Genomic DNA, 23,926 nt, shown 5'->3' with positions numbered 1-23,926 from the left:
AACCCTATCATAATCATAGGCCGAACCTTTGCGCGGCTTGCACAAGCAGCGTTACACTCTATGCCAATTTTCTTCCAACAGATGGACATTCCGGATGACCAGACATTTTGACTACCTCGCCATCGGCGGCGGCAGTGGCGGTATCGCCTCGATTAACCGTGCGGCGATGCATGGCCAGAAGTGCGCGCTGATTGAAGCCAAAGAGCTGGGCGGCACCTGTGTCAACGTCGGCTGCGTACCGAAAAAGGTGATGTGGCATGCGGCACAGATTGCCGAAGCCATCCACCTGTACGGCCCGGACTACGGTTTCGATACCACCGTGAACCACTTTGACTGGTCAGTGCTGGTGAAAAACCGCAGCGCCTATATCGATCGCATCCACACCTCGTACGATAACGTGCTGGGTAAAAACAACGTTGAAGTGATTAAAGGCTTCGCCCGCTTTATTGATGCTAATACCGTGGAAGTGAACGGCGAAACCATCACGGCCGATCACATCCTGATCGCCACCGGCGGCCGTCCAAGCCATCCGCAAGTGCCTGGCGCGGAATACGGTATCGACTCTGACGGCTTCTTTGAGCTGGATGCGCTGCCGAAGCGTGTTGCGGTGGTGGGCGCAGGGTATATCGCGGTGGAGTTGGCCGGTGTGGTCAACGCACTGGGTGCCGAAACCCATCTGTTTGTGCGCAAACACGCGCCGCTGCGCAGCTTCGATCCGCTGATTGTCGATACGCTGGTAGAAGTGATGCAGGCCGAAGGCCCAACGCTGCATACCGAGTCGATTCCAAAAGCGGTGATCAAGAACGCTGACGGCAGCCTGACGCTGCAACTGGAAAGCGGTCATGAGCAAACCGTCGATTGCCTGGTGTGGGCGATTGGTCGCGAACCGGCTACCGATAATCTCAACCTCTCCGTGACCGGCGTGGCGCTGAACGAGAAAGGCTATATCAACGTTGATAAGTTCCAGAACACCAACGTGAAAGGCATTTATGCGGTCGGTGACAACACCGGTGCTGTGGAGTTGACGCCAGTGGCCGTCGCCGCAGGGCGTCGTCTGTCAGAACGCCTGTTCAACAACAAGCCCGACGAGCACCTGGATTACAGCAATGTGCCAACCGTGGTATTCACCCATCCACCGATTGGTACCGTTGGTTTGACCGAACCCCAGGCACGTGAGCAGTACGGCGACGACCAGGTGAAAGTGTATAAATCTTCCTTCACCGCGATGTACACCGCTGTCACGCAGCATCGCCAGCCGTGCCGCATGAAGCTAGTGTGTGTCGGCCCGGAGGAGAAGATTGTCGGCATTCACGGTATCGGCAACGGTATGGATGAGATGCTGCAAGGCTTCGCAGTGGCACTGAAGATGGGCGCTACCAAGAAAGATTTCGACAACACCGTGGCGATTCACCCGACGGCGGCGGAAGAGTTTGTCACTATGCGTTGATGAATGGGGCGGCATTTGCCGCCCTTTTTACTGCATCTGCAGCACCGGCACTTCTACAACTGTCACTTCCTGCTCGCCGCTCTCCATCAGGCGGAACACCGTTTCCATCATGCCTGCCACATCCTGTTTCACCATGCTGATGTCTTTACACAGCAGCGCGACGAACGGATCCCAGTCGAAACAGCCAATCGCCGGATGTTTATCATCAGATAACAGATCCTCAGCACGCAGAAACTGCACCACCCCTTCCAGCGAAATGGTCGAGTTCACAAACAGACCAAATTGCCCCGTTACATGCTGCTGAAAGTGATTTTTCAACGCCGTTTGCGCTTTTTCCGGCTCATAGCCACACAGCAGCAAATTCTCCTCCGGCACAGAAATGCCTCGTTCCTGATGTGCCGCCAAAAAGCCGCGCAGCCGCTCTTTACTGTTGTGATCGCTGGCACGCCCACCGATAAAAATCAGCGGCTGCGGGCGCTTTTCCAGCAGGCTGCGCGTCAGGCTCAATGCGCCATTGAAGTTATCCGAAATCACTGAAGGGGCCAGCGAACCGGGCAGATCAAGATTCAGCGAGGGTACGCCCGCGTCCTGACAGAGTGTAGTAATACGATCCGGATCAGTTGCCCCGGTCACTACCATGTAATCCACCTGCCAGGAGAGCATGGTGCGCGCCGCTTCCAGTTCCAGGTCCGGATCGCGCTGCGTGCAGGTAATCACCGGGAACAGGCCGCGATCGCGCGCCATCTGCTCAAAACGTTCCACGATTGAGCCAAAATAACGGTTGTCGTATTTGGGCACGATCATCCCGATGGTTTTCGAGCGCGTAGTACGCAGCATGCTGGCCTGTCGATTTAGCGCATAGCCCTGCTCTTGCGCAATCCGGCTCACTTTCTCGGCAGTGCTGGCACTGATGCGCCGCTTCTTCCAGTTGCCGCTTAAAATCGCGCTCACCGCGCTTGCCGAAACCCCCGTGAGTTCCGCGAGGTCATAAATGGTGGTTTTCTTGTTTTTGCCGATCCCCGTCACAGAACCCATCCCTTTATTGCACTTTTTGTTGCTGGTTAAAAGTCGGGGTGATAGTTGTGCTTCATCGATTGAGCTCCATCGATTGAGCTCCACCTAAAACGCCATTGATAAAGGATTATAAGATGAACTCGAACCTCTTCTCCATGCATAACCCTCTCAACGGAAAAGTCGCCGCCATTACGGGCGCTGCCTCCGGTATTGGTCTGGAATGCAGCAAAGTGCTGCTGCAGGCCGGGGCGAAAGTCGTCCTGATCGATCGCGACGGCGACAAGTTGCAGCAGCTGGTGGCGGAACTGGGCCCACAGGCGCTGCCGCTGCAGATTGACCTGATGGACGGCAAACAGGTTGACGGGATTCTCGATGACATTCTCAAGCTGGCGGGCCGCCTGGATATTTTCCACGCCAATGCCGGTGCCTACATTGGCGGACCGGTGGCGGAAGGCGATCCCGATATCTGGGATCGCGTACTGAAACTCAACACCAGCGCGGCCTTTCGCTGTGTGCGTTCGGTGCTGCCGCATCTGATCGCGCAGAAATCGGGTGACATCATTTTCACCAGTTCGATTGCGGGCGTGGTGCCAGTGGTCTGGGAACCGATCTACACCGCATCCAAATTTGCGGTGCAGGCTTTTGTGCATTCAACCCGTCGTCAGGTGGCGCAGCATGGTGTGCGCGTCGGTGCAGTGCTGCCGGGGCCGGTGGTCACTGCCCTGCTCGATGACTGGCCGCAGGAGAAGCTGGAGGACGCGCTGGCCAATGGCAGCCTGATGCAGCCCATTGAAGTAGCGGAATCGGTGCTGTTTATGGTGACGCGTTCGCCGGGTGTCACGGTGCGCGATATCGTTATCCTCCCCAACAGCGTTGACCTGTAACCAGCCGAGGTGCAGCAGCATGAGTAACGAAAAATATTTGATTGGTGTCGATGTGGGTTCGGCCAGCGCTCGTGCGGGCGTGTTTGACCGCGCGGGAAATCTGCTCGGTCATGCAAAGCAGTCCATCACCACCTTCCGCGCCCACGGTCATGTGGTGGAGCAATCCGCCAATGAGATTTGGCAGGCGGTCAGCCGCTGCGTGCGCGAGGCGGTGGCCACTGCCGCTATCGATCCCGCTGCGGTGGCGGGCATTGGCTTCGATGCCACCTGCTCGCTGGTGGTGATCGATGAACAGGGGCAACCGTTGCCCGTTAGCCCGGATGGCGAGGCGGAGCGCAATATCATTGTGTGGATGGATCATCGCGCGACGCAGCAGGCCGATGCCATCAACGCGACGAAACATCCGGTGCTCGACTATGTGGGCGGACGCATCTCACCGGAGATGGAGATGCCAAAGCTATTGTGGCTGAAAACATACAACCCGCAGACGTTCCAGGCCGCCGCTCACTTCTTTGACCTGACCGATTACCTGAGCTGGCGCGCGTCGGGCGATAGTACCCGTTCGTCCTGCACCGTCACCTGTAAATGGAACTATCTGGCGCATGAACAGCGCTGGGATAGCGACTACTTCCACGCCATTGGTTTACCGGAATTCGCCCAGGAAAAGTTTGCGCGCATTGGGCAACGCATCGTCGAGCCTGGCACGCCATGTGGAAGCGGTTTAACCACTCAGGCCGCCGCCGACTTCGGTTTACCCGCAGGCACGCCAGTGGCCGCTGGGTTAATCGATGCCCATGCAGGTGGCGTCGGTACGTTGGGCGCAGATGGCAGCCCGGAAGACAAACTCGCCTACGTATTTGGCACCTCATCCTGCACCATGACACCCACGCGTGAGGCCGCATTTGTGCCAGGTGTGTGGGGCCCGTATTACTCGGCGATGGTGCCGGGTTTATGGTTGAGTGAAGGTGGACAAAGCGCGGCGGGCGCCGCCATCGATCGCCTGCTGGAGATGCATCCAGCGGCTGCAAGGGCACAGCAGGCCGCCGATACCGCTGGCCTTTCACTGCCGGTGTACCTCGCGGAACAGGCTTTGCAGCACGCTCGCGGTGAATCAGCAACGGTGGATTTAGTCGAAGGTCTGCATATCGTGCCGGAATTTGCGGGTAATCGCGCCCCCTTTGGCGACCCTTACGCGCGAGCGGTGATTTGCGGTTTGGGCATGGATAATGACGAAGCCAGCCTGATCGCACTGTATATCGCTGGCTTGTGCAGCCTCGGCTACGGCCTGCGCCAAATCATTGAGGCGCAAACCAGCAAAGGCATTGTCACGCAGTCGATTGTCATCAGCGGCGGCGCGGGGCAACACTCGTTGGTACGCCAACTGCTGGCGGACAGCTGCCAGCTTCCTGTGCAATCCACCCACTGCCCTGAGCCGGTATTACTGGGTTCAGCGATTCTTGCCGCTGCCGCCAGTGGCGTGTATTCCGACGTCACCTCGGCGATGGCCAACATGACTACCGATGAAAAGCGCTGGCATCCGGAGCCGTCAGTTTCGCCACTGCATCAGCACCGTTATGATGCATTTAAATTATTGCAGAGTACCGCGCGTAATATTCGTCAGATAAGCGAATAAACGTCGAATAATATTTCCGTGCGCCGCACAAACGTCGGCGCACGGTTATTTCACCCTGCCATTTCCTGCAAGATAAAATTTAATTTCTTCACTACTCAAGCTTACGCCACCGGGATACTATTTATCCCTTAGCTAGCGCCCTTCGCGCTGGCATTTTTATGCGTTTTTTAAGGCAAGGGGAGCAGCATGTTTATCGGTATTAAGCCGTGGTTCGAGGTTCAGGCATCCACATGAATATCATCAGCATTATTATGTCTGCGGGCAAAGCCTCGGTGGATGTCGCGTTGTACACGCTTATTCCTATCATGGTGGTGATGTTATTCATCATGAAATATCTGGAAGTTAAAGGCGTGCTGGATTTTGTGGTTCGTCATTCCACTCCGTTATTAAAACCTTTGGGTATTACCGGACTGGCGTTATTTGCCCTGATCCAGCTGAACTTTGTCAGTTTCGCTGCGCCGTTAGCGGCATTAGCGATTATGGAAAAACGCGGCACCTCCGACCGCCATATGGCGGCCACGCTGGCGATGCTGTTTGCTATGGGGCAAGCCAACGCATTTTATCCGTTGATTCCCGCAGGACTGAACTGGACTGCGGCACTGCTGATCTCCATCTGCGGCGGCGTGCTGGCCGCAGCGGCCACTTACCACTTCTTTGGCCGCAAACTTTCTGATGCGGCGCTGCTCAATGAAGATGAAGCCGTTGCGAATAATGAAAGCAAGATGGGGCTGATTGCCATCATCAACAGTGCGGGTGCGGATGCGATTCGCCTGGCGCTGGGCTCACTGCCGATGCTGATTCTGTCTCTTTCGGTGGTCGGCATTTTGAAAGAATCCGGTGGCATTGAGATGCTCACCCGGCTGGTTTCTCCGCTGCTGGATAGGCTCAACATCTCTGAAGTCTACATTCTGCCTGCCCTGACCAAATGTCTGGCAGGCGGTACTGCGTATTACGGCGTGGTGGCGGGATTGGTGGAGAAGGGACTCTACAGCGCGCATAACATTAATGCCTCGGCGGGTTGGTTGATTCAGACCTTTGACCTGCCAGGCATTGGCATCTTCCTGGGTCTGTCGAGCCGTTTCCCGCGTCTGTTCCGTTTCGCCGTGCCGGGCATTATTCTTGGCATCGCGCTACGCGGCGTGGCACACGCCCTGATATTTTAATTAACCCTGGCGCTGAAAGGATTATTCAGCGCCCTGTTTAAATAACACTACAATTCCCGCGTGTTATTTTAAATTAACCCTATACATTCCATCGTTATTTTCATCAGTTGCAAAGCCTTTAAATATCGTACTATTATCGCCAGCATGATTTTGCAAAAATAATTAATCCCGACTTAATATCCGGTTAATTAACTCCTTAATTTCATTGCAGGTAATATTCCTGCACGTCATCTATTGATACGCAGGTAGGGTAGATCCATGAGCGGTAAACAAATAACGTGGAATGGCGGGTTACAACCTGAAGCCATCGACATTCTGTCACAAGACGGCGGCATGATTGTGAGCCCAACGAAAGTCGGCTACATCATCATGACCTCTGATAAAGCCGGGCTGGAACGCAAGTTTGAAGCCAAGCAGCGCAAGCGCAACAAGCCTGGCGTGGTGCTCTGTGGCTCGCTGGAACAACTGCGTTCACTGGCTCAACTGACGCCGGAAATTGACCAGCTTTATCAGCAACATTGGGATCAAGATATCCTGCTGGGCTGTATTTTACCGTGGCGCGAAGAGGCGCTGGCGCGTATTCCGGCAGACGGCTCTAAAGAACTGATGATGGATGGACGCCAGACCAGCTGCTTCGTGATTAAATTTGGCCGTCCCGGTGAAAATATTGCGAAAGCGCTGTGGGAAGACCACGGGAAATTCTCCTTTGCCAGCTCCGCCAACCCATCGGGTCAGGGAAACCGTGGTCTGGTTGAAGGTATTGGCGAACGTATTGAAGCACGTGCTGATTTAATTATTGAAGCCAATGACTACGTGAAATCCATTCAGCCTAACGACGAAAATAAAGTGCGCTACGAGCAGGGTGTGATGGTGTCGATGGTGGATAGCGAAGGTCGTCTGATCCCGCAGCAAAACGGCGAACGTAAAATCACGCCGTGCCCGGTGCTGATTCGTAAAGGTCTGGATGTCGATAAAATCATGGCGCTGCTGTCAGATATCTTCCCATCATGGGATTACCGCCACGGTGATTACTACTGATGTGCTGACGCCTGTTTCTTCATAGAGGAAACAGGCTCACCTTATTACCACTCCACCGTAATCTTGCCGAAATGCCCTGCTGACTGCTGATGTTTAAATGCCGCAGGCAGGTCGCTCAAGGTACCGTAGCTGTCGCTGATCACGGGGCGAATACCGGTTTGCTCTAACGCCCGCACAAAGTCCTGCTGCTGACGGCGATGCCCGACAATCAGGCCCTGAATACGTGCCTGTTTTGCCATTAACAGCGAGGTGGGGATCACCCCTTCGCGCCCGGTCAGTACGCCAATCAGCGCAATATGACCGCCGACGCGCACTGCCTCAATCGACTGCGCCATGGTGCCCGGCCCACCGAGTTCAATCACCACATCTGCCCCCTTGCCATCCGTCAGCTGTTGAACGGCTTTTCCCCACTCTGGCGTGCTGCGATAGTTGATGCCCGCATCGGCACCGAGCGCCAGTGCCCTTGCCAGCTTCTCATCTGACGAGGAGGTGACAATCACCCGTGCGCCCATCGCTTTGGCAATTTGCAGTGCAGTGATCGACACGCCGCCGGTGCCGAGCGTGACGATGGTATCGCCCGCTTTGATTTGTGCATCCCCTACCAATGCGCGCCACGCCGTCAGGCCGGACGTGGTGATGGTTGCCGCTTCGGCATGGCGCCAGCCACGTGGGGCGAGCGTAAAGTGATGGGCCGGACGCACCACCACTTCGGCGGCAAAGCCGTCTGCACCATCGCCGGGTGTCTGGGTGAAATTGCCGACTTGAGCAAAGGGTAAACCGTCCTGCCACTGCGGGAAAAAGCAGGACACCACGTGGTCACCGGGCTTAAATTCCGTGACGCCTGCCCCGACCTCTTCGACCACACCCGCGCCGTCCGCCATCATGATGCGATCCTGCTCGGTGGGAATCGATCCATCAGCCACCAGCAGGTCGTGGAAGTTGAGTGACGTCGCGTGGATCGCCACGCGGATCTCCCCGGCGGCGGGTTTACCCGGATCGGGCAGATCCGCCAGTTGCAAATGCGCTAAACCACCGGGCTGTTTCAGGATCATCGCTTGCATGATTGCTGTTCTCCTTATCAAGATGTTCATCAATTATCGCGGCAGGTGCGCAATACATTGCGCCGCTACTGTCGGTGCATAGCTGGAATGTGCGCTAAGTGTGGCAGCGATGCGCATTCCCTGCCTGCTACAATGTGCGGTTACAGGGGGGCAATCATGGTTGATGTGAAACGGGTCTACGACGAGATCAGTGAGCAGGACGGCTACAGGATTTTGGTGGATCGGCTGTGGCCGCGCGGCATGAAAAAAGCCGATCTGCAGTACGATGAGTGGTTGAAGGCGATCGCGCCTTCTGCCGAATTACGTCAAGCGCTACACAGCGAAACCATTGATTTCGCCCATTTCGAAAAGCAGTATCGTGCCGAGTTGCAACAAAACGCAGCGCTCGCCGAGCTGAAACAGCGGATGGAAAAGCAAAAAGTGACGCTGCTGACCGCCACCAAACTCGATCAGCAGAGCCACATTACCGTATTGCAGAAACTGCTGGGTTAAACATCCGCCCCGTACGCGGCGGCTTTTTGCGCGCGTAACTCAGCCAGGCGCCGTTCCAGTGCGGCCTCAATATTGTCATACGCTGTGCTGCCCAGCGCTAAGCGCAGTGGCATGGCAGGCTGATCCAGTGTGGCGATCATGGCGGTGACAGATTTTGCGGCATCTCCCTTAATCGCGAAATCACCCGACAAGATCGCGCGACGCAGCTGACCTGAAGCTGAGTCGTGATAAGCATCCAGCGGCTCGGCGATATCCAGCCCGGCACCGAAATTAGTGGCGGTTGGCCCCGGCTCCACCAGCAGGAAATCGATGCCAAAGCTGGCCACTTCCTGCCGTACTGCTTCAACAAATCCTTCAATGCCCCACTTGCTGGCGTGATAAAGGCTGAAGTTGGGATAAGCCACCTGCCCACCTTCAGAGGAAACCTGCGCGATGCGACCGCCGCCCTGCTGGCGCAACAATGGAATCACGGCACGAATCAGCTGAATGGAGCCCGTGAGATTGGTGGCGATCTGGCGATCAATCTGCGCATCGCTCAGCTCTTCCGCAGCACCAAACAGACCATAGGCGGCATTGCTCACCACCACATCGACGCGTTCAACGCTGGCAAATGCCTGCGCGATGGCTGGCGCAATGCTGGCAGTGTTCGCCAAATCCAGCATCATGACCTGTAACTGCTCACCGTATCGCGCTTGCAGATCTGCCATTGCCTCAGTGCGGCGCACGCAGGCCAGCACGCGATCGCCACGCGCCAGTAAATCTTCACTCATCAAACGGCCCAGCCCACTGCTGGCACCGGTAATTAACCAGGTTTTCATTTTGTCGTCCTCCGGTTGAAAACCCGATGATAGTTCGCTTTACTGGTGGCTATCGTCTCCCTAATCGCGCATGACCTGGTGAGGAAAATCCACCAATGAGAAGACCTTCCTGGCATGAATTGCAGGCCATCAAAACCCTGGGTGAGCAACGCAGCTTCCGTCGCGCCGCTGAGATGCTCGGCCTGAAGCGCTCTTCACTCAGCCATCTGGTGAAAACGCTGGAGCAGAATCTGGGGGTACAGCTTTTTCAGCGCACGACCCGCAGCGTATCGCTCACCGATGCCGGGCAACAGCTTATCGATCGCCTCGCTCCACTCCTGAATGAAATGGATGAAGTGCTGCACGATGTCAGCGCTCGCCGCCAGCAGCACGCAGGTACCTTGCGCATCAGCGCCAGCGATGCGGCAATTAGTATCCTGCTGGAAAAGGTAGTGCCGGGATTTTGCGCCGAGTATCCCAATATCCAGCTCGATCTAGCCGCGCAAGGTGAACTGGTGGATATCACCGCAGCCGGTTTCGATGCCGGCATTCGGTTAATGGAAGATGTGCCGCAGGATATGGTGGCGATTACGCTGGGTGGTCCATTGCACTTTATCACCGTCGCTTCCCCCGAATATTTGGCCTCACACCCGCCGGTGCAGCAGCCACAGGATTTGCTGCAGCAGCAGTGCATTCGCCACCGGCTGCCAAGCGGCAAGCGCTATCGCTGGGAGTATGCAAAGGCGGGAGAGAGCAGTGAGATCGATGTGCCGGGCTTGATTACGCTGGACAATAACGCGCTGATGACCAGCGCGGCCATCAGCGGATTGGGCATTGCTTATGTACCCTCGCTTTACGCCGAAGCGGCGCTGCAATCGGGTCTGTTAGTGGAACTGCTCGCCGACTGGCGGGTGCAGTCGGCGGGGATGGCCTTGTGGTTCCCGCCCAACCAGCATCAGTCGATGGCGCTGCGGCTGTTTATCGATGCGTTGAAAATCAGCCTGCCGCGCCAGTCGTAACTCAAGCCTGACGCTGTGGTGCTTTGTGCACCATGGTGTAGGCGTAATCCACGCCCATGCCGTATGCGCCGCTGTGCTCACGCACCAGATCCATCACCGCATCGTAGGTTTCTTTGCGTGACCAGTCGCGCTGGTACTCCAACAATACTTGCTGCCAGGTCACTGGCACCGCACCGGCCTGCACCATGCGCTGAATCGAACGCTCGTGGGCATCGACGCTGGTGCCGCCTGAAGTATCGGTCACCACGTACACTTCAAAGCCCTCTTTCAGTGCCATCAGGGCCGGGAAAGTCAGACACACTTCCGTCCACAGCGCAGAGATAATCAGCTTCTTACGACCGGTTTTCTTCACCGCTTCGACGAATTTGGCATCTTCCCATGAGTTCATGGAAGTACGCTCAATCGGCTTGGATTCCGGATGCACGGCCAGCAGTTCTGGCCAGATGTAGCCGCTGAAGCTTTCGGTCTCTACAGAAGTATAAATCACCGGCACGTCGAAAACTTTGCCCGCTTTTGCCAAAGCGACGGTGTTATTTTTGAGCTGCTGGCGATCAATATTGGCGACGCCGAAGGCCATCTGCGGCTGGTGGTCGATAAAGATCAGAGTAGAGTTCTGTGGGTCGAGCAGGTCAAGTTTAGACATGATGTATTCCTCTAAAGTGTTTTTAAATTTGGGTGTTGTGCTGCTGGAATGAACTTTAGAGAAAGGGGCCGCGAAGAGATAACGCAAAGAATTTTACAACTTGTTCAAACTGTTTTTAGAAGATTGATTTATAAAGATAAAATCAGCTTACAGAGTCTGTATTTGTGGTGAAAATACCTGACTTTCGCATTGCTTATACGGCAATGACGGGCGTAACCTGTGCTGACTAAATCATAAAAAAACACCATCGCAAAAATGATCGTACGTCCTCATCAACACTGGTTCCTCCGGCTGTTCGACTGGCATGGCTCGGTACTGGTAAGCATTGTATTTCGCCTGTCACTCAACCTGCTGATGTCGGTGATAGCCATCATCGGTTATCCCTGGTATTCCACGTTCGGCATTCACCTCACCACGGCACCGTTCAGCTTGATTGGTGTGTCGATCGCGGTGTTTCTCGGCTTCCGCAACAACGCCAGCTATGCACGCTTTATTGAGGCACGCACGCTGTGGGGCAATATGCACATCGCCCAGCGCTCGCTGCTGCGTCAGATAAAAACGATTCGTGGCGTCAGTGAAGAACAGGTGCAGGAGTTTATTGGATTGCAGCTGGCATTCAGTTGGGCCTTGAAACACCGACTGCGCAAAACCGATGCGCAGGCTGACTTAACGCGTTTGCTGCCGGAAAAATGGCAACGCGCGGTGCTGGGCCATCCTATGCCGACCTCGCAGACGCTGTTATGTATGGGCGAGTGGTTGGCGCAGCGGCGCGATGATGGGTTGGTATCGGATATTGTCTGGCAGAGTATTGATGAGAATCTCAATCTGCTGTCGGCATATCTGGGAGGCTGCGATCGTCTGGCCAGCACGCCGATTCCGTTTGCCTACAGTTTGATTCTGCACCGCACCGTGTATCTGTTCTGTACCCTGCTGCCGTTTGCGCTGGTGGCGGATTTGCATCTGATGACGCCGCTGGTGTCGGTGTTTATTTCCTACACTTTCCTGTCGCTGGAGTCACTGGCAGAAGAGTTGGAAGATCCGTTCGGCACTGCGCCTAATCATCTGCCGCTGGATGCGCTGTGCGTCAATATCGAGCGTAATTTGAAGGCGATGAATAACGATTTCCCGCTGCCGGAACCGCATCAGCCGGATCGCTATTTTAATTTGACCTGATGCGTATATATGCCTGATGCGCATGAATGCGCACCCTACGAAAACCGCAAAAACTCGTCGTAGGGTTGCCATTCATGACGACCCAATCCCGATTAACTGTGCAGATCCAGCCAACGTACATACGCCTGATCCCACAGCGCGGCAGGCGAACCCGCTTTACCCAGACCAAACCCGTGCCCGCCACTGCTGAGTTCAATCAACTCGACCGGCACCTGCATACGACGGCAGGCATCGCGCATCATTTCAGTGTTATGGGGATTGGAGGTGTGATCATCTTCCGCCTGGGCGAGGAACGTCGGTGGATATTGTCGGGTGACATAATTCTGCACTGACCAGTTCGCTTCCTGGGTTGGCGTCGCGTGATCGCCTACCATCATCAGATGCGTCTTGGTGTTCTGATACGGCGCTTCAAGGGTGATGACCGGGTAGATCAGGCCAACGCTATCGGCCGTTGGGCGGATCTGGTCAAGCGGGTCCTGCGCAGGATAGGTGGTGAAATCGGGGCGCGCCGCCGCCATACCCAGCAGATGTCCGCCGGCAGAGAAGCCGAGCAAGTGCACTTTACGTTCCATCGAACGCACCAGACGAATAGCGCGCTGCGCATCCTGCAGCGGCGCGAGGTTGCCCGCCTGCCACTTTTCTCCTGGCAAGCGGTAACTCAGCACATAAACGGTATAGCCATTGGCATTCAACCAACGCGCAACGGGCCAGGCTTCGCGCCCCATGCCGATAAAGCGGTAGCCGCCGCCAGCCGCCACAATCACCGCTTCGCCATTAGGATTTTCAGGCCGGAAACGTTGAATGGCTGGAGAAACGATATTTGTCCAGGAGCCGTTCATGCTGACTTTTAATAGTCCAGACGGCCCGCCGCCGCCCGGCGGATCGTCAGGCCACAATGGGATGATGTCATCACGGGCAAACAGTTTGCCTGTGGTCATCGAGAGCGCGGTTGCCCCGGTTGCCAACAAAAAGTGACGCCGTGTAAGTTTCATGCCCAGTAGCCAGTATTGAAAAAAACATGTCAGCCTTGTGGGCTGCGTCTCGTTATGTGATGCGTGTCTGATTTCAACGCTGGCGATTATGTACGCATTTTGTACAAAAGATCCATTAAAAAACGCGCCAGAAAAGGCGCGTATTCTGGCGATAAAAACTTTTAATCCTGTTGCTGGAATTGGGTCATCACAGTTTGCTCACACTGCTGCTGATTATGGCGCAGCTGCGCACGCTCATCCTCGCCCAGTTCCATCCAGGCGCTGATCACTTCCTGCGCAGTTTCTTCATTAAATTCAGGCTTATCCATCGCCGAAGAAGACTGGCTGGCGGCCAGCTGAGACTTCATCTTCGCGGTATAGGTATCCAGATCGCTGGTCTTTTTTTCCGTGCTCACCAGATGGCACAGCTGGCTGGCATACACATTCTCTTCGCTGGTGTTATCACCGTCGGCGGCGAAGACAGGGGCGGAAAGCGAGAGCCCAACAAGGGCGATCAATATGGCTTTCATAACAGACTCCAGTAATTTCCAGAAAATCACTTTTGATGATGTTGCGCACGCGCCGCCTGACGGGCGGCACGCCAGTTTAATAACGGCGTCACCGTGATGCCGTGCAGCACGATGCTGCACACCACTAACGTCAACGCCATATCCACCATTTGCTCTGCCTGCGGGCCACGCATGCCGTGCACCCAGGCATAAGCGATGTAATTAATACTGCCGATGCCGCGAATCCCTAACCAGCCAATCAGCAGGCGGCGCATCAGGGGAATTTCGCAGCGCCAGGTGGTGATCCACACCGCCAGCGGACGCACGACCACAAACAGCAGCAGCGCTAAGCCAATACCGGTGAGATTCCAGTGCTGCGCTAGCGTGATACCCAGCACCACCATCATGCCTGCGGCCAACAAGCGCTCGATGGTATCACCAAATGACAGCGCATCGCCGATCACCAAACCGACCGATTTCACCATGCCACTACCGCCATGCGATAGTCGCTGATTAGGATTGACGCGTGCCTCGGCGGGCAGATATTGCTCTTCTTCTGACAACTCCTCTTGCGGATAGTGCTTCACCACGCGCAATTCAGCGCGTCGAAGCCCCACGCCCGCCGCAAAGGTGGCGAGGAAGCCAGAAGCATCCACGGCTTGCGCCGCTGCATAACTCAGCGCAATCAGGGCCAGTGCGAGAAAATCGTTGGGGGCAATATCCTCGTGGGCGCTGCGCAGTTGGGTTGCTAATTGCCCGATCAAACGTCCCAGTAAATAACCGATACCCAGCCCGCCCGCGATAGCCCACAGCACGTCTTTTAACGCCCATGTGCCCCAATGGCTGATATCCATGCTTTCAGGTGCCAGCAACAGCAGCGCCAACATCAGCAACGGCAAAGCGGAACCATCATTCATCCCGGCTTCGCTGGAAAGTGCCACGCGCAGTGCATCATCATCACGCGCATCGTTGACCGATATCAGGCTGGCCAGTACCGGGTCGGTCGGTGCGACGATGGCACCAAATGCCAGTGACAGCGCCCAGTCGAAGCCGGTCATCCAATGCACCAGCAGCGTCATACCGCCTACGGTAAGCAACATCGCGGGGAAGGCCAATCGCACGCCGACACGCCAGGCATGTGCGTTAAGCGGGAGACGTAACTTGAGCCCGGTGATAAACAGCGAGGCTGCCATGGCGATTTCGGTGAGGTGGGCGGCAAGATTGGCGTGCCCGATGATGTCGATTTGCAGCAGATTGAAGACCCACGGGCCACATAAGATGCCCGCAAGCAGGTAAAGCCCAAACGAAGTCACTGGCCCACGGTGTATCCAACCGGAAGCCAGTGACATCAGAAGTAACAGACCACCGGTGGCGGCGGTCCAGGCCAGGAAGTTCATAACGCTCCGTTTTTAAATAATATTCTCCCTTAAGCCTGGCACAGGATTGACGATCAGTTTTTCAAGTGACGACTCGCCAGACGAATCATTAACGCAAGCGCAGCGGCAAGTGTGGAGAGCGCCACCACGCCGGTCCAGCCAAAGTGCGCCAGCGCCAGGCTTCCGAGTGCCGCACCGGTCGCCATGCCGATAAATACCACGGTAAACATCAGCGCATTTAGTCGGCTACGCGCTTCTGGCGCCAGGCTGTAGACCAATGTCTGATGCGCCACCAGCGTGGCCTGCACGCCCAAATCGAAGCCGATGGTGCTGATGATGATCAGGCCGATCTGAGCCGGAACCGGCAACAGTGGCAGCAGGAACATCAGCGCAAAGGACACCATCACCAGCGTGGCACCATACTGGGTGACACGTGCAGGGCCGATGCGATCCGCCACGCTTCCCGCCAACGGCGCCGCCAGCGCACCCGCTGCACCCGCCAGACCAAATGCCCCCGCTATTGCACTATCAAAATGGAAGCGTTCACTCAGCATCAGTGCCAGCGTTGACCAGAAAGCGCTGAAGGCCACTGACAGCAAACCCTGTGCTATCGCCGCACGGCGCAGCGTCTGGTGATGCTGCCACAAGTGTGCCAGCGACAGCAGCAGACGCGGATAGCTGACAAAGGTGCCCGGTTTGAAGCGCGGCAACACACGCCACAGCGCCAGGCTAATCATCAGCACGGCAACCGCCGCCACCATGTACATGGTGCGCCAGCCCAGATATTCCGCCACCACACCGCTCACCACGCGTGACAGCAGAATACCGACCAGCAAGCCGGTCATCACTGTGCCAACGGTTTTACCGCGACTGCGTTCTGGCGCGAGTGCTGCCGAAGCAGGCACGATGTCCTGCGCCACGGTAGCGGTTAAGCCGGTGACAAAGCTGGCGATCAGTAACGCGTTAATGCCGCCAGAGAAGCCACACAGCAACAGCGCGGCGACCAGCATCAGGCCCTTTATCAGAATAATGGTGCGGCGGTCATGGCGGTCACCGAGCGGTGCCAGCAGCAGAATACCGAGTGCATATCCCGCCTGGGTCAGCATTGGCACCATGCCGACGCTGCCGATACCGACGTTAAATTGTTTGCTGATGATATCCAGCATCGGCTGGCTGTAGTAAATCGATGCCACGCTAAGCCCGGCACCTGCAGCAAGCGTGAACACCAGCGGCGCTGGCAGTTTTTCAGCTGGCAATGCAGTAGATTGCGAAATGGCTGACATAGTGAATTCCCCCGTGAAAGTGCGCTTATTAAAGCGCGACTCTGCCATACGCGGTAGACTCATCAATAACAGAACTGTTATGCGTGGTACGTATGAGCAATCCAACCAGTATTGACCGCATTGAATTGATGCAGACCTTTATCCGCATTGTTGAAAGTGGATCGCTGTCAGCGGCGGCGGCACAGTTGGGCACCACACAGCCCACCATTAGCCGCCGTTTGCAGGCGCTGGAACAGCGACTGGGTCTCAAGCTGATTCTGCGTACCACCCACGCACTGAAACTCACCGATGATGGTGAGCGCTGCTATGCCCAGGCGCGACAGTTGCTGGCAACCTGGCATGCGCTGGAAGATGAGCTCACCGGTTCCAACGACGATCCAATCGGTACGCTGCGCGTGCGGGCGCCGCACGCTTTTGGCCAGGACCAACTGATTGACCCACTGGTGGCGTATCTGCAGCGCTATCCGCGCCTGACAGTGGAGTGGATGCTCAATGATCGCACGCCAGATTTCATCAGCGAAAATGTTGACTGCGCGATTCAGGTTGGCGTGGTGAACGATCCTTCGCTGGTGGCGATTCTGCTGGCTGAGGTCCCACGCTTTGTGGTGGCGGCGCCCTCACTGCTGGCGCAATATCCGCCCGTGGAGGACGTCACCCAACTCCCCGACTTGCCCTGGCTGGCATTAACCAGCTTTTATCGCAACGAGCTGGCGCTACAGCGGCTGAGTGATGCTCAGCCGATGAACCTGGCGATTGCGCCCCGTCTCGCCAGTGACAGTTTATATGCCGTCCGCAAAGCCGCCCTGACGGGCATGGGCGCCGCGATTATCTCTTCGTGGGTGGTGCAGGAAGATTTGGCGGAAGGGCATCTGATTCAGCTCGTACCCGAATGGCAAGCACCGCCGCTACCGGTATGGCTCACCTATCCGTGGGCCAGTTATTATCCCGCCAGAATGCGGCATTTTTTCGCGATGATCAGGGAAGTGATGCCAAAACTGGCCGGGGCACAGCCGGTTCGGTGATTGACCAGGTCGCAATATCATTGCGGTGTTTGAACAGGGTGAAATAGCTTCGCCGTGATTAACCAGGGCGTAATATCATTGCGGTGTTTGACCAGCGTGCCTTGAATGGCGCCCCTACGCGGAATGATGCTGATTTTACCAGGGTGCAGATTTTCGGGGATGATGCTGATTTCTAATAGGGGGCAGATTTTCGGGAATTATGCGAATTTTTCATAGTGTGAAGATTTTCGAGAATTGTGCGGGTTTTTCGTAAGGTGCGCATTGATGCGCACCCGGCACACGAAACTACTTCTTCTCCACCTTCGACATATTATCCAGCCAGCCCATCACAAAGGCCGACAGCACAAAGGTCAGGTGGATAATCACGTACCACATCAGCTTGCTGTCATCGACATTGCGCGCATCCATAAAGATACGCAGCAGATGGATCGATGAAATCGCCACAATCGAGGCCGCGACTTTGTTCTTCAACGAGCCGGAATCCATCTTGCCCAGCCAGCTCAGCTTCTCTTTGTTCTCATCAATATCCAGCTTGGACACAAAGTTTTCATAGCCAGAGAGCATCACCATCACCAGCAAGCCGCCGACCAGCGTCATGTCGACCAACGACAGCAGCAGCAGAATCAGATCGTTCTCAGCAATGCTGAGAATGTTGGGCAACAGGTGAAAAATTTCCTGGAAAAATTTAACGGTCAGCGCCAGCAGCCCCAGCGAAAGTCCAATGTAAACCGGTGCCAGCAACCAGCGCGATGAATACATCAGGTTCTCGATAAAACGTTCCATAATTTCCCATTAATCAACAGACAAGTGGTCGATTATAACCGAACTTGTGTGAAGTTATTTCAGCGGTTCTTCAGAAATTTCAGGGGCCGCTGGCAGCGGTAGTGACAAGCGAAACTCTGCGCCCCCTTCCGGTCGATTTTCCGCCCAGATGCGTCCGCGATGGGATTCAATTATGGTTTTGCTGATGGCCAAACCCAGCCCGACACCGGGCACAGCCGACTCCTTATCACCGCGCGCAAACTTGTCGAAAATACGCGTCATGTTCTCAACGGCGATGCCCGGACCGTTGTCCCACACCGCAATCTCCAGCCGCTCTTTATCACGCCAGGCGCGAATGCCATGCTGCGCGGCGTTACCGGCATATTTGAGGCTGTTCTCAATCAGGTTGGTGAACACGCGCTCTAACATCGCGCTGTCGCCTTTGATCAGCACCAATTCCGGCGGCAAATCGAGTGCAAAATCGTGTCCTGTTAGCGACGGCCCCATACTGCTCAGCGCGCCGCCAATCACTTCATCCAGCGCCACCCACTCTTCGCGCAGGTTAAGACCGCCGGACTGAATACGCGCCATATCCAGCATATTGCTCACCAGCCGAATGGTGCTTAACGTCTGCTCGCGAATCTGATTGGCCTGCCCGACATATTTTGAGTCCTCACCGGCCAAATCCAGCATCAGCATTTCCGCCTGACCGAACAGCACCGTCAGCGGGGTTCGCAGGTCGTGTGAAAGTGCCGATAGCAGGGCATTACGCAGTTGCTCACGCTCTGCCGCCAGCCGTGAGGCCGCTTCACTCTGCGACAGCGCCATGCGCTCCAGTGCGTTGGCGATCAACACCGTGAAGGTTTCCACCAGACGCTGCTGTTCGGGAATCATCAGTTGGCGCAGATTCTCTGGCTCAACCACCAATAAACCCCGGCAGTGATTCCCGCTTTTCAACGGCAGAATTTGATACGGCACCGCAGGCAAGGTATCGGTGCCTGCACCCGCGGGTTGCGCTTTGCTAAAGCTCCATTTGGCGATGCCGAGATCGGGCGGCGTACCAATACCGCTCTCACCCACTGCCTGTAACTCGCCCTGCTCATCCGGCAGCAGTAGCTGGCTGCGTGCCTGCAAGGTGACATCAATCACTCGCTGGCTAGTGGCGGCGATATCCTGCGGCGTGAGCGCGCTGCCGAGCGATTTTGCCATCTCATACAGATGGCGCGCACGCTGTTCACGATAGCGCGCCACTTTAGCCTGATAGCGCACGCCTGCTGTCAGGTTCCCGACGATCACTCCTACCGCCAGCATCACCGCGAAGGTCACCAGATACTGCAAATCCGATACCGCCACGGTGCCGGTGGGGGCAACAAAGAACAGGTCAAAGGCCAGGATGTTGATCACCGTGGCAAACACCGAAGGCCAGCGACCAAAGCGCAGCGCGACTAACACCACGGCTAACAGATAAATCATCACGCCGTTGGCCGGATCGAACTCCACCAGCAGCCAGCGACCCACGGTCGTCACCAGAATGCACAGCGCAATCGCCATCAGGCAGCCGCGCAGATGCAGCCGCCACTTATCACTGTTGGCCGGTTTACCGCCCAGCGGATGCGGTGCGTCGCGCACCGGCTCGTCCAGTGCCACCACCAGTAAATCGAGGTCTGGGCCGAGCTGCCCCAAACGCTGAGCAAAGCTGTCGCGCCGCCAGCGTCGCTGTGGCTGGCGTCCGGTGACAATTTTGCCGAGATTGTGCTCACGTGCGTAACGCAGCACGGCACGGGCTTCATCGGGATCGGAAAGCGTGGCCGTTTCCGCACCCAGTTCTTGTGCCAGTTGCAGGGTGCGCAGAATAGCGCGACGACGCGCTTCCGGCAGGCGATTGAGGCGCGGGGTTTCTACATACACCGCATGCCATTCGCTGCCGAGACGGGCGGCTAAACGCGCTGCGGTGCGCACCAATTTTTCGCTGCCGGTGTCATCACCGATGCACAGCAAAATAGCGTCGCGCGTGTGCCACACTTTGTCGCGGCCTTGCTGATCGCGCCAGGCACGCATCTGATCGTCAACACGATCAGCGGTACGGCGCAGCGCCAGTTCGCGTAGGGCAAACAAGTTGCCTTTGCGGAAGAAGTTTTCAATCGCGCGTTCAGCACGATCGCCGACGTAGACTTTGCCCTCTTTCAGCCGTTGACGCAGATCGTCCGGTGGCAGATCCACCAGCACCACCTCATCGGCGCTATCGAAAAACGGATCGGGTACGGTTTCGCGCACCTGAATACCGGTCACACCGCCAACCACATCGTTGAGGCTTTCCAGATGCTGCACGTTGACGGTGGTGATCACGTCGATGCCCGCTTCCAGCAACTCTTCGATGTCCTGCCAACGTTTGGGATGACGCGAACCCTGTACGTTGGTGTGCGCCAACTCGTCCATCAGAATCACTGCCGGGTGGCGTGCCAGTGCCGCATCGAGGTCGAATTCAGCGTGCCGTGAACGCCCAGTCGCGCGACGTGGCAAAACCGCCAGGCCGTTGAGCAGCGCAGCGGTTTCTTCACGTCCATGGGTTTCCACCACCCCCGCCAGCACATCAAGGCCTTGCGCACGTAAGCGCTGTGCTTCCTGCAGCATGGCGAAGGTTTTGCCCACGCCCGCACAGGCACCGAAGTAGATTTTCAGCTTACCGCGATGGCTGTCACTGTGATTGAGCAACAGCGCATCGGGGTCCGGGCGGGTGATTTCATCGTTCATTCGTTATCCGTCATACCAACGTGCGACAAATCGCGTTGTCGTCATCGGCGCGCTCATCAAAACGGTCGCCATCAATGACGGTCCTAAAAACTATAGGGCGCGCATTGATGCGCACCTGGTCAAAAAACGCATCGTATTCAATGCCGCAATGATGCGCACCTCATCATAAACAGCAACGTATTCAATGACGCATTGATGCGCACCTCGTTATAAACCGCACCGTATTAATGACGCCTTGATGCGTACCGGGTCTTATCCCTGCAACGCATCCAGCGCCATATTCAGTCGCAGCACGTTCACCGTCTCTTCACCGATAAATGGCAGCAGCGGGCGTTCGGTGTTGCGGGCAATCAACGCTTCCACATCCTTCACCGCCATATTGCGTGCCGCAGCGATACGGGGTGCCTGCCAAAGTGCGGCTTCCGGCGAAATATCCGGATCAAGTCCACTCGCCGATGCCGTCACCAGCTCAACCGGTACCGCAGCAGGAGCCTGTGGATTGGCTGCACGCAGCGCAGCCACGCGTTCCGCCACGGCTTTATCCAGCGCCGGATTACTCGCCGCCAGATTGCTACCGCTGGAAGCCAACGCGTTGTAAGGCGTATCGCCGGTGGCCGACGGGCGGCCCCAAAAGTGTCCCGGCTGGCTAAAGGCTTGCCCGATTTGATCGGAGCCGCGCACCACGCCATCTTGCTCAATCAACGAACCGTTGGCCTGAGACGGGAACCACCACTGCGCCAAACCCGTGGTCAGCAACGGATAAACCGCGCCGGTTAACAGCGTCAGCAGTATTAACAATACAATAGCCGGACGTAACTGACTCATTTCTCTTCTCCTTAAACCAGGCCAAACAGCGTCAGCAGCAGGTCGATGGCTTTAATACCAATAAACGGCACCACAAGTCCGCCCACACCGTAAATCCACAGATTGCGGCGCAACAGGGCAGCAGCACTCATTGGGCGATAACTCACGCCCTTCAGTGCCAGCGGGATCAGGAACACAATCACCAGCGCGTTAAAGATCACCGCCGACAGAATCGCCGAGTTCGGCGAGTGCAGCGCCATCACGTTCAGCATATTGAGCTGCGGATAGGTCGCGGCAAAAGCGGCCGGAATGATGGCGAAATACTTCGCCACGTCGTTGGCAATACTGAAGGTGGTCAGCGAACCGCGCGTCATCAGCATCTGTTTACCGATGTGCACCACTTCCAGCAGTTTGGTCGGGTTGGAGTCGAGATCGACCATGTTCCCAGCCTCTTTCGCCGCCTGCGTACCCGAGTTCATGGCCACCGCTACATCGGCCTGTGCCAGTGCAGGGGCATCGTTGGTGCCGTCACCCGTCATCGCCACCAGGCGCCCTTCTGCCTGATACTGGCGAATCAACGCTAGCTTGGCTTCCGGTGTCGCTTCCGAAAGAAAATCATCCACGCCCGCTTCTGCCGCAATCGCCGCCGCCGTCAGGGGGTTATCCCCGGTGATCATCACGGTTTTGATACCCATCTTGCGCAGTTCAGCGAAGCGCTCTTTGATACCGCCTTTCACAATATCTTTCAGTGCCACCACGCCCAGCACCTGCGCCCCTTCGGCCACCACCAGCGGTGTGCCCCCGGCACGCGCCACTTCTTCCACGCTGGCGTTAACTTCAGCGGGGAAACGACCGTGATTGGCTTCGATATGGCGACGAACGGCATCAACTGCGCCTTTACGGATCAGGCGGTCTTGCACATTGACGCCGCTCATGCGCGTTTGTGCTGAGAACGGAATAAAGCTGGCCCCCATACTGCTGAGATCGCGTTCGCGCAGGTTAAATTTTTGCTTCGCCAGCACCACGATACTGCGCCCTTCCGGGGTTTCATCCGCCAGCGAGGCCAACTGCGCGGCGTCCGCTAACTGCTGTTCGGTAACGCCGGGCGCGGGCATAAACTGCGTCGCCTGGCGGTTACCCAGCGTGATGGTGCCGGTCTTATCCAGCATCAACACATCCACGTCGCCCGCCGCTTCCACTGCACGACCGCTGGTGGCGATAACGTTAGCGCCGAGCATGCGGCTCATCCCCGCCACGCCGATCGCCGACAGCAAGCCGCCGATGGTGGTCGGAATCAGGCACACCAGCAATGCCACCAGCACCGTCACGCTCACTGGCGTGCCGCCATAAGCGGAGAACGGCCACAAGGTTGCGGTTGCCAGCAGGAACACGATGGTCAGCGACACCAGCAAAATGGTTAGCGCAATTTCGTTGGGTGTTTTACGGCGTTTGGCGCCCTCCACCATGGCGATCATGCGATCAAGGAAGGTTTCGCCCGGATTGACGCTGCACTGAATCACCAGCCAGTCGGAAAGAATGCGCGTACCGCCGGTGACCGACGAAAAATCGCCGCCGGATTCGCGGATCACCGGAGCCGATTCACCGGTAATCGCACTTTCATCCACTGAAGCACCGCCCTCCAGCACTTCACCGTCGCACGGGATGATGTCACCGGCTTCCACCAGCACCACATCGCCTTTTCGCAGCGTGTCGGCCGCCACGTTGTGCCACTGGGCACCGTGGCGCGGCTCAGCCAGTTTTTTCGCATCGCTGGTTTTGCTGATGCCTTTCAGACTGTTGGCCTGCGCCTTACTGCGCCCTTCCGCCAGCGCTTCGGCGAAGTTGGCAAACAGCACGGTGAACCACAGCCAGATGGCAACCCCAGCGGTAAATCCGGCGTTGCCGCTCAGATGGCCGGTGAGCATCCCGATAGCCAGCAGCGAGGTCAGCACGCTGCCCAGCCACACCAGGAACATCACCGGATTGCGAAACTGCACGCGCGGGTCGAGTTTTTTCACCGCATCGAACATGGCGGTGCGCGTTAACGCCGCATCAAACAGCGCCAGTTGTTGACGACTCATGAT

General features: G+C 56.7%; 21 protein-coding genes. 9 read left to right on the top strand and 12 right to left on the bottom strand.

Annotation, left to right across the window (positions count from 1 at the left end; translation table 11 throughout):
* The first annotated feature begins 94 nt into the window (after nucleotides 1-94).
* Complete coding sequence (gorA, locus tag LH22_RS03465) at nucleotides 95-1,447, top strand: glutathione-disulfide reductase (protein ID WP_038644226.1); 1,353 nt, start codon at nucleotides 95-97, stop codon at nucleotides 1,445-1,447.
* Nucleotides 1,448-1,474: 27 nt separating this feature from the next.
* On the opposite strand, the gene LH22_RS03460 is transcribed toward gorA, so the two are convergent.
* Nucleotides 1,475-2,473, bottom strand: coding sequence for a LacI family DNA-binding transcriptional regulator (locus LH22_RS03460; RefSeq protein ID WP_038649815.1), 999 nt, complete (start codon nucleotides 2,471-2,473; stop codon nucleotides 1,475-1,477).
* A gap of 122 nt (nucleotides 2,474-2,595) precedes the next feature.
* Between LH22_RS03460 and LH22_RS03455 the strand changes: the two genes are divergently transcribed.
* From LH22_RS03455 to LH22_RS03440, 4 genes are all read left to right on the top strand, one after another.
* On the top strand, nucleotides 2,596-3,345 hold the full coding sequence (locus LH22_RS03455; RefSeq protein WP_167540443.1) for an SDR family oxidoreductase: 750 nt from the start codon (nucleotides 2,596-2,598) through the stop codon (nucleotides 3,343-3,345).
* Between the two features lie 19 nt (nucleotides 3,346-3,364).
* Nucleotides 3,365-4,978, top strand: a complete 1,614-nt coding sequence (locus tag LH22_RS03450; protein ID WP_038644225.1) for an FGGY-family carbohydrate kinase — start codon at nucleotides 3,365-3,367, stop codon at nucleotides 4,976-4,978.
* 230 nt (nucleotides 4,979-5,208) lie between these two features.
* Nucleotides 5,209-6,141, top strand: coding sequence for a nucleoside recognition family protein (locus LH22_RS03445; protein WP_038644224.1), 933 nt, complete (start codon nucleotides 5,209-5,211; stop codon nucleotides 6,139-6,141).
* A gap of 258 nt (nucleotides 6,142-6,399) precedes the next feature.
* Entirely contained in the window at nucleotides 6,400-7,179 is a 780-nt protein-coding gene (locus LH22_RS03440) for an L-threonylcarbamoyladenylate synthase (protein ID WP_038644223.1), read from the top strand.
* Between the two features lie 44 nt (nucleotides 7,180-7,223).
* Here the strand turns inward: LH22_RS03440 and LH22_RS03435 are convergent, their stop codons facing one another.
* Nucleotides 7,224-8,240, bottom strand: coding sequence for a zinc-dependent alcohol dehydrogenase family protein (locus LH22_RS03435; RefSeq protein ID WP_038644222.1), 1,017 nt, complete (start codon nucleotides 8,238-8,240; stop codon nucleotides 7,224-7,226).
* 156 nt (nucleotides 8,241-8,396) lie between these two features.
* Between LH22_RS03435 and LH22_RS03430 the strand changes: the two genes are divergently transcribed.
* The gene (locus LH22_RS03430) at nucleotides 8,397-8,732 is read left to right on the top strand and encodes a DUF488 domain-containing protein (RefSeq protein ID WP_156102773.1); all 336 of its coding nucleotides are present in this window, start codon (nucleotides 8,397-8,399) and stop codon (nucleotides 8,730-8,732) included.
* Here LH22_RS03430 and LH22_RS03425 read toward each other — a convergent pair.
* On the bottom strand, nucleotides 8,729-9,550 hold the full coding sequence (locus tag LH22_RS03425) for an SDR family oxidoreductase (RefSeq protein ID WP_038644221.1): 822 nt from the start codon (nucleotides 9,548-9,550) through the stop codon (nucleotides 8,729-8,731). The two genes, LH22_RS03430 and LH22_RS03425, sit on opposite strands and share 4 nt — an antisense overlap.
* A gap of 95 nt (nucleotides 9,551-9,645) precedes the next feature.
* Here LH22_RS03425 and LH22_RS03420 point away from each other — a divergent pair, with 95 nt between their 5' ends.
* The gene (locus LH22_RS03420) at nucleotides 9,646-10,548 is read left to right on the top strand and encodes a LysR family transcriptional regulator (RefSeq protein WP_038644220.1); all 903 of its coding nucleotides are present in this window, start codon (nucleotides 9,646-9,648) and stop codon (nucleotides 10,546-10,548) included.
* Between the two features lies 1 nt (nucleotide 10,549).
* Here LH22_RS03420 and LH22_RS03415 read toward each other — a convergent pair whose 3' ends face one another.
* Nucleotides 10,550-11,191 carry a hydrolase gene (locus LH22_RS03415; protein ID WP_034819796.1) on the bottom strand — a complete coding sequence of 214 codons (642 nt, stop codon included), beginning with the start codon at nucleotides 11,189-11,191 and terminating at the stop codon, nucleotides 10,550-10,552.
* A 255-nt stretch (nucleotides 11,192-11,446) separates the two neighbouring features.
* Between LH22_RS03415 and LH22_RS03410 the strand changes: the two genes are divergently transcribed.
* The gene (locus LH22_RS03410) at nucleotides 11,447-12,364 is read left to right on the top strand and encodes a bestrophin family protein (RefSeq protein WP_038644219.1); all 918 of its coding nucleotides are present in this window, start codon (nucleotides 11,447-11,449) and stop codon (nucleotides 12,362-12,364) included.
* 92 nt (nucleotides 12,365-12,456) lie between these two features.
* On the opposite strand, the gene LH22_RS03405 is transcribed toward LH22_RS03410, so the two are convergent.
* The 4 genes from LH22_RS03405 to LH22_RS03390 form a co-directional block, all read right to left on the bottom strand.
* On the bottom strand, nucleotides 12,457-13,302 hold the full coding sequence (locus tag LH22_RS03405) for an alpha/beta hydrolase (RefSeq protein ID WP_038649806.1): 846 nt from the start codon (nucleotides 13,300-13,302) through the stop codon (nucleotides 12,457-12,459).
* A 215-nt stretch (nucleotides 13,303-13,517) separates the two neighbouring features.
* Nucleotides 13,518-13,865 carry a YaeQ family protein gene (locus LH22_RS03400; protein WP_038644218.1) on the bottom strand — a complete coding sequence of 116 codons (348 nt, stop codon included), beginning with the start codon at nucleotides 13,863-13,865 and terminating at the stop codon, nucleotides 13,518-13,520.
* Nucleotides 13,866-13,891: 26 nt separating this feature from the next.
* The gene (locus tag LH22_RS03395; RefSeq protein WP_038644217.1) at nucleotides 13,892-15,241 is read right to left on the bottom strand and encodes a cation:proton antiporter; all 1,350 of its coding nucleotides are present in this window, start codon (nucleotides 15,239-15,241) and stop codon (nucleotides 13,892-13,894) included.
* Between the two features lie 53 nt (nucleotides 15,242-15,294).
* Nucleotides 15,295-16,503, bottom strand: a complete 1,209-nt coding sequence (locus LH22_RS03390; RefSeq protein ID WP_038644216.1) for an MFS transporter — start codon at nucleotides 16,501-16,503, stop codon at nucleotides 15,295-15,297.
* 92 nt (nucleotides 16,504-16,595) lie between these two features.
* Here LH22_RS03390 and LH22_RS03385 point away from each other — a divergent pair, with 92 nt between their 5' ends.
* Nucleotides 16,596-17,525, top strand: a complete 930-nt coding sequence (locus LH22_RS03385; RefSeq protein WP_038644215.1) for a LysR family transcriptional regulator — start codon at nucleotides 16,596-16,598, stop codon at nucleotides 17,523-17,525.
* A gap of 285 nt (nucleotides 17,526-17,810) precedes the next feature.
* Here the strand turns inward: LH22_RS03385 and LH22_RS03380 are convergent, their stop codons facing one another.
* The 4 genes from LH22_RS03380 to kdpB form a co-directional block, all read right to left on the bottom strand.
* Nucleotides 17,811-18,308, bottom strand: coding sequence for a TIGR00645 family protein (locus tag LH22_RS03380; RefSeq protein WP_034819827.1), 498 nt, complete (start codon nucleotides 18,306-18,308; stop codon nucleotides 17,811-17,813).
* Between the two features lie 54 nt (nucleotides 18,309-18,362).
* Nucleotides 18,363-21,038, bottom strand: a complete 2,676-nt coding sequence (kdpD, locus tag LH22_RS03375; RefSeq protein WP_038644214.1) for a two-component system sensor histidine kinase KdpD — start codon at nucleotides 21,036-21,038, stop codon at nucleotides 18,363-18,365.
* Between the two features lie 252 nt (nucleotides 21,039-21,290).
* Nucleotides 21,291-21,863 carry a potassium-transporting ATPase subunit KdpC gene (kdpC, locus tag LH22_RS03365; protein WP_038644212.1) on the bottom strand — a complete coding sequence of 191 codons (573 nt, stop codon included), beginning with the start codon at nucleotides 21,861-21,863 and terminating at the stop codon, nucleotides 21,291-21,293.
* 11 nt (nucleotides 21,864-21,874) lie between these two features.
* Complete coding sequence (kdpB, locus tag LH22_RS03360; protein WP_038644211.1) at nucleotides 21,875-23,923, bottom strand: potassium-transporting ATPase subunit KdpB; 2,049 nt, start codon at nucleotides 23,921-23,923, stop codon at nucleotides 21,875-21,877.
* Between the last annotated feature and the right edge of the window lie 3 nt (nucleotides 23,924-23,926).

It is taken from the genome of Pantoea rwandensis, assembly GCF_000759475.1.
Lineage (GTDB): Bacteria > Pseudomonadota > Gammaproteobacteria > Enterobacterales > Enterobacteriaceae > Pantoea > Pantoea rwandensis_B.
This window is presented reverse-complemented; position numbering and strand designations above follow the sequence as displayed.

Coding starts and splice junctions, on each gene's coding strand:
- gorA (WP_038644226.1), top strand. CDS start 95: ATGACCAGACATTTTGACTACCTCGCCATCGGCGGCGGCAGTGGCGGT.
- LH22_RS03455 (WP_167540443.1), top strand. CDS start 2,596: ATGAACTCGAACCTCTTCTCCATGCATAACCCTCTCAACGGAAAAGTC.
- LH22_RS03450 (WP_038644225.1), top strand. CDS start 3,365: ATGAGTAACGAAAAATATTTGATTGGTGTCGATGTGGGTTCGGCCAGC.
- LH22_RS03445 (WP_038644224.1), top strand. CDS start 5,209: ATGAATATCATCAGCATTATTATGTCTGCGGGCAAAGCCTCGGTGGAT.
- LH22_RS03440 (WP_038644223.1), top strand. CDS start 6,400: ATGAGCGGTAAACAAATAACGTGGAATGGCGGGTTACAACCTGAAGCC.
- LH22_RS03435 (WP_038644222.1), bottom strand. CDS start 8,240: ATGCAAGCGATGATCCTGAAACAGCCCGGTGGTTTAGCGCATTTGCAA.
- LH22_RS03430 (WP_156102773.1), top strand. CDS start 8,397: ATGGTTGATGTGAAACGGGTCTACGACGAGATCAGTGAGCAGGACGGC.
- LH22_RS03425 (WP_038644221.1), bottom strand. CDS start 9,550: ATGAAAACCTGGTTAATTACCGGTGCCAGCAGTGGGCTGGGCCGTTTG.
- LH22_RS03420 (WP_038644220.1), top strand. CDS start 9,646: ATGAGAAGACCTTCCTGGCATGAATTGCAGGCCATCAAAACCCTGGGT.
- LH22_RS03415 (WP_034819796.1), bottom strand. CDS start 11,191: ATGTCTAAACTTGACCTGCTCGACCCACAGAACTCTACTCTGATCTTT.
- LH22_RS03410 (WP_038644219.1), top strand. CDS start 11,447: ATGATCGTACGTCCTCATCAACACTGGTTCCTCCGGCTGTTCGACTGG.
- LH22_RS03405 (WP_038649806.1), bottom strand. CDS start 13,302: ATGACCACAGGCAAACTGTTTGCCCGTGATGACATCATCCCATTGTGG.
- LH22_RS03400 (WP_038644218.1), bottom strand. CDS start 13,865: ATGAAAGCCATATTGATCGCCCTTGTTGGGCTCTCGCTTTCCGCCCCT.
- LH22_RS03395 (WP_038644217.1), bottom strand. CDS start 15,241: ATGAACTTCCTGGCCTGGACCGCCGCCACCGGTGGTCTGTTACTTCTG.
- LH22_RS03390 (WP_038644216.1), bottom strand. CDS start 16,503: ATGTCAGCCATTTCGCAATCTACTGCATTGCCAGCTGAAAAACTGCCA.
- LH22_RS03385 (WP_038644215.1), top strand. CDS start 16,596: ATGAGCAATCCAACCAGTATTGACCGCATTGAATTGATGCAGACCTTT.
- LH22_RS03380 (WP_034819827.1), bottom strand. CDS start 18,308: ATGGAACGTTTTATCGAGAACCTGATGTATTCATCGCGCTGGTTGCTG.
- kdpD (WP_038644214.1), bottom strand. CDS start 21,038: ATGAACGATGAAATCACCCGCCCGGACCCCGATGCGCTGTTGCTCAAT.
- kdpC (WP_038644212.1), bottom strand. CDS start 21,863: ATGAGTCAGTTACGTCCGGCTATTGTATTGTTAATACTGCTGACGCTG.
- kdpB (WP_038644211.1), bottom strand. CDS start 23,923: ATGAGTCGTCAACAACTGGCGCTGTTTGATGCGGCGTTAACGCGCACC.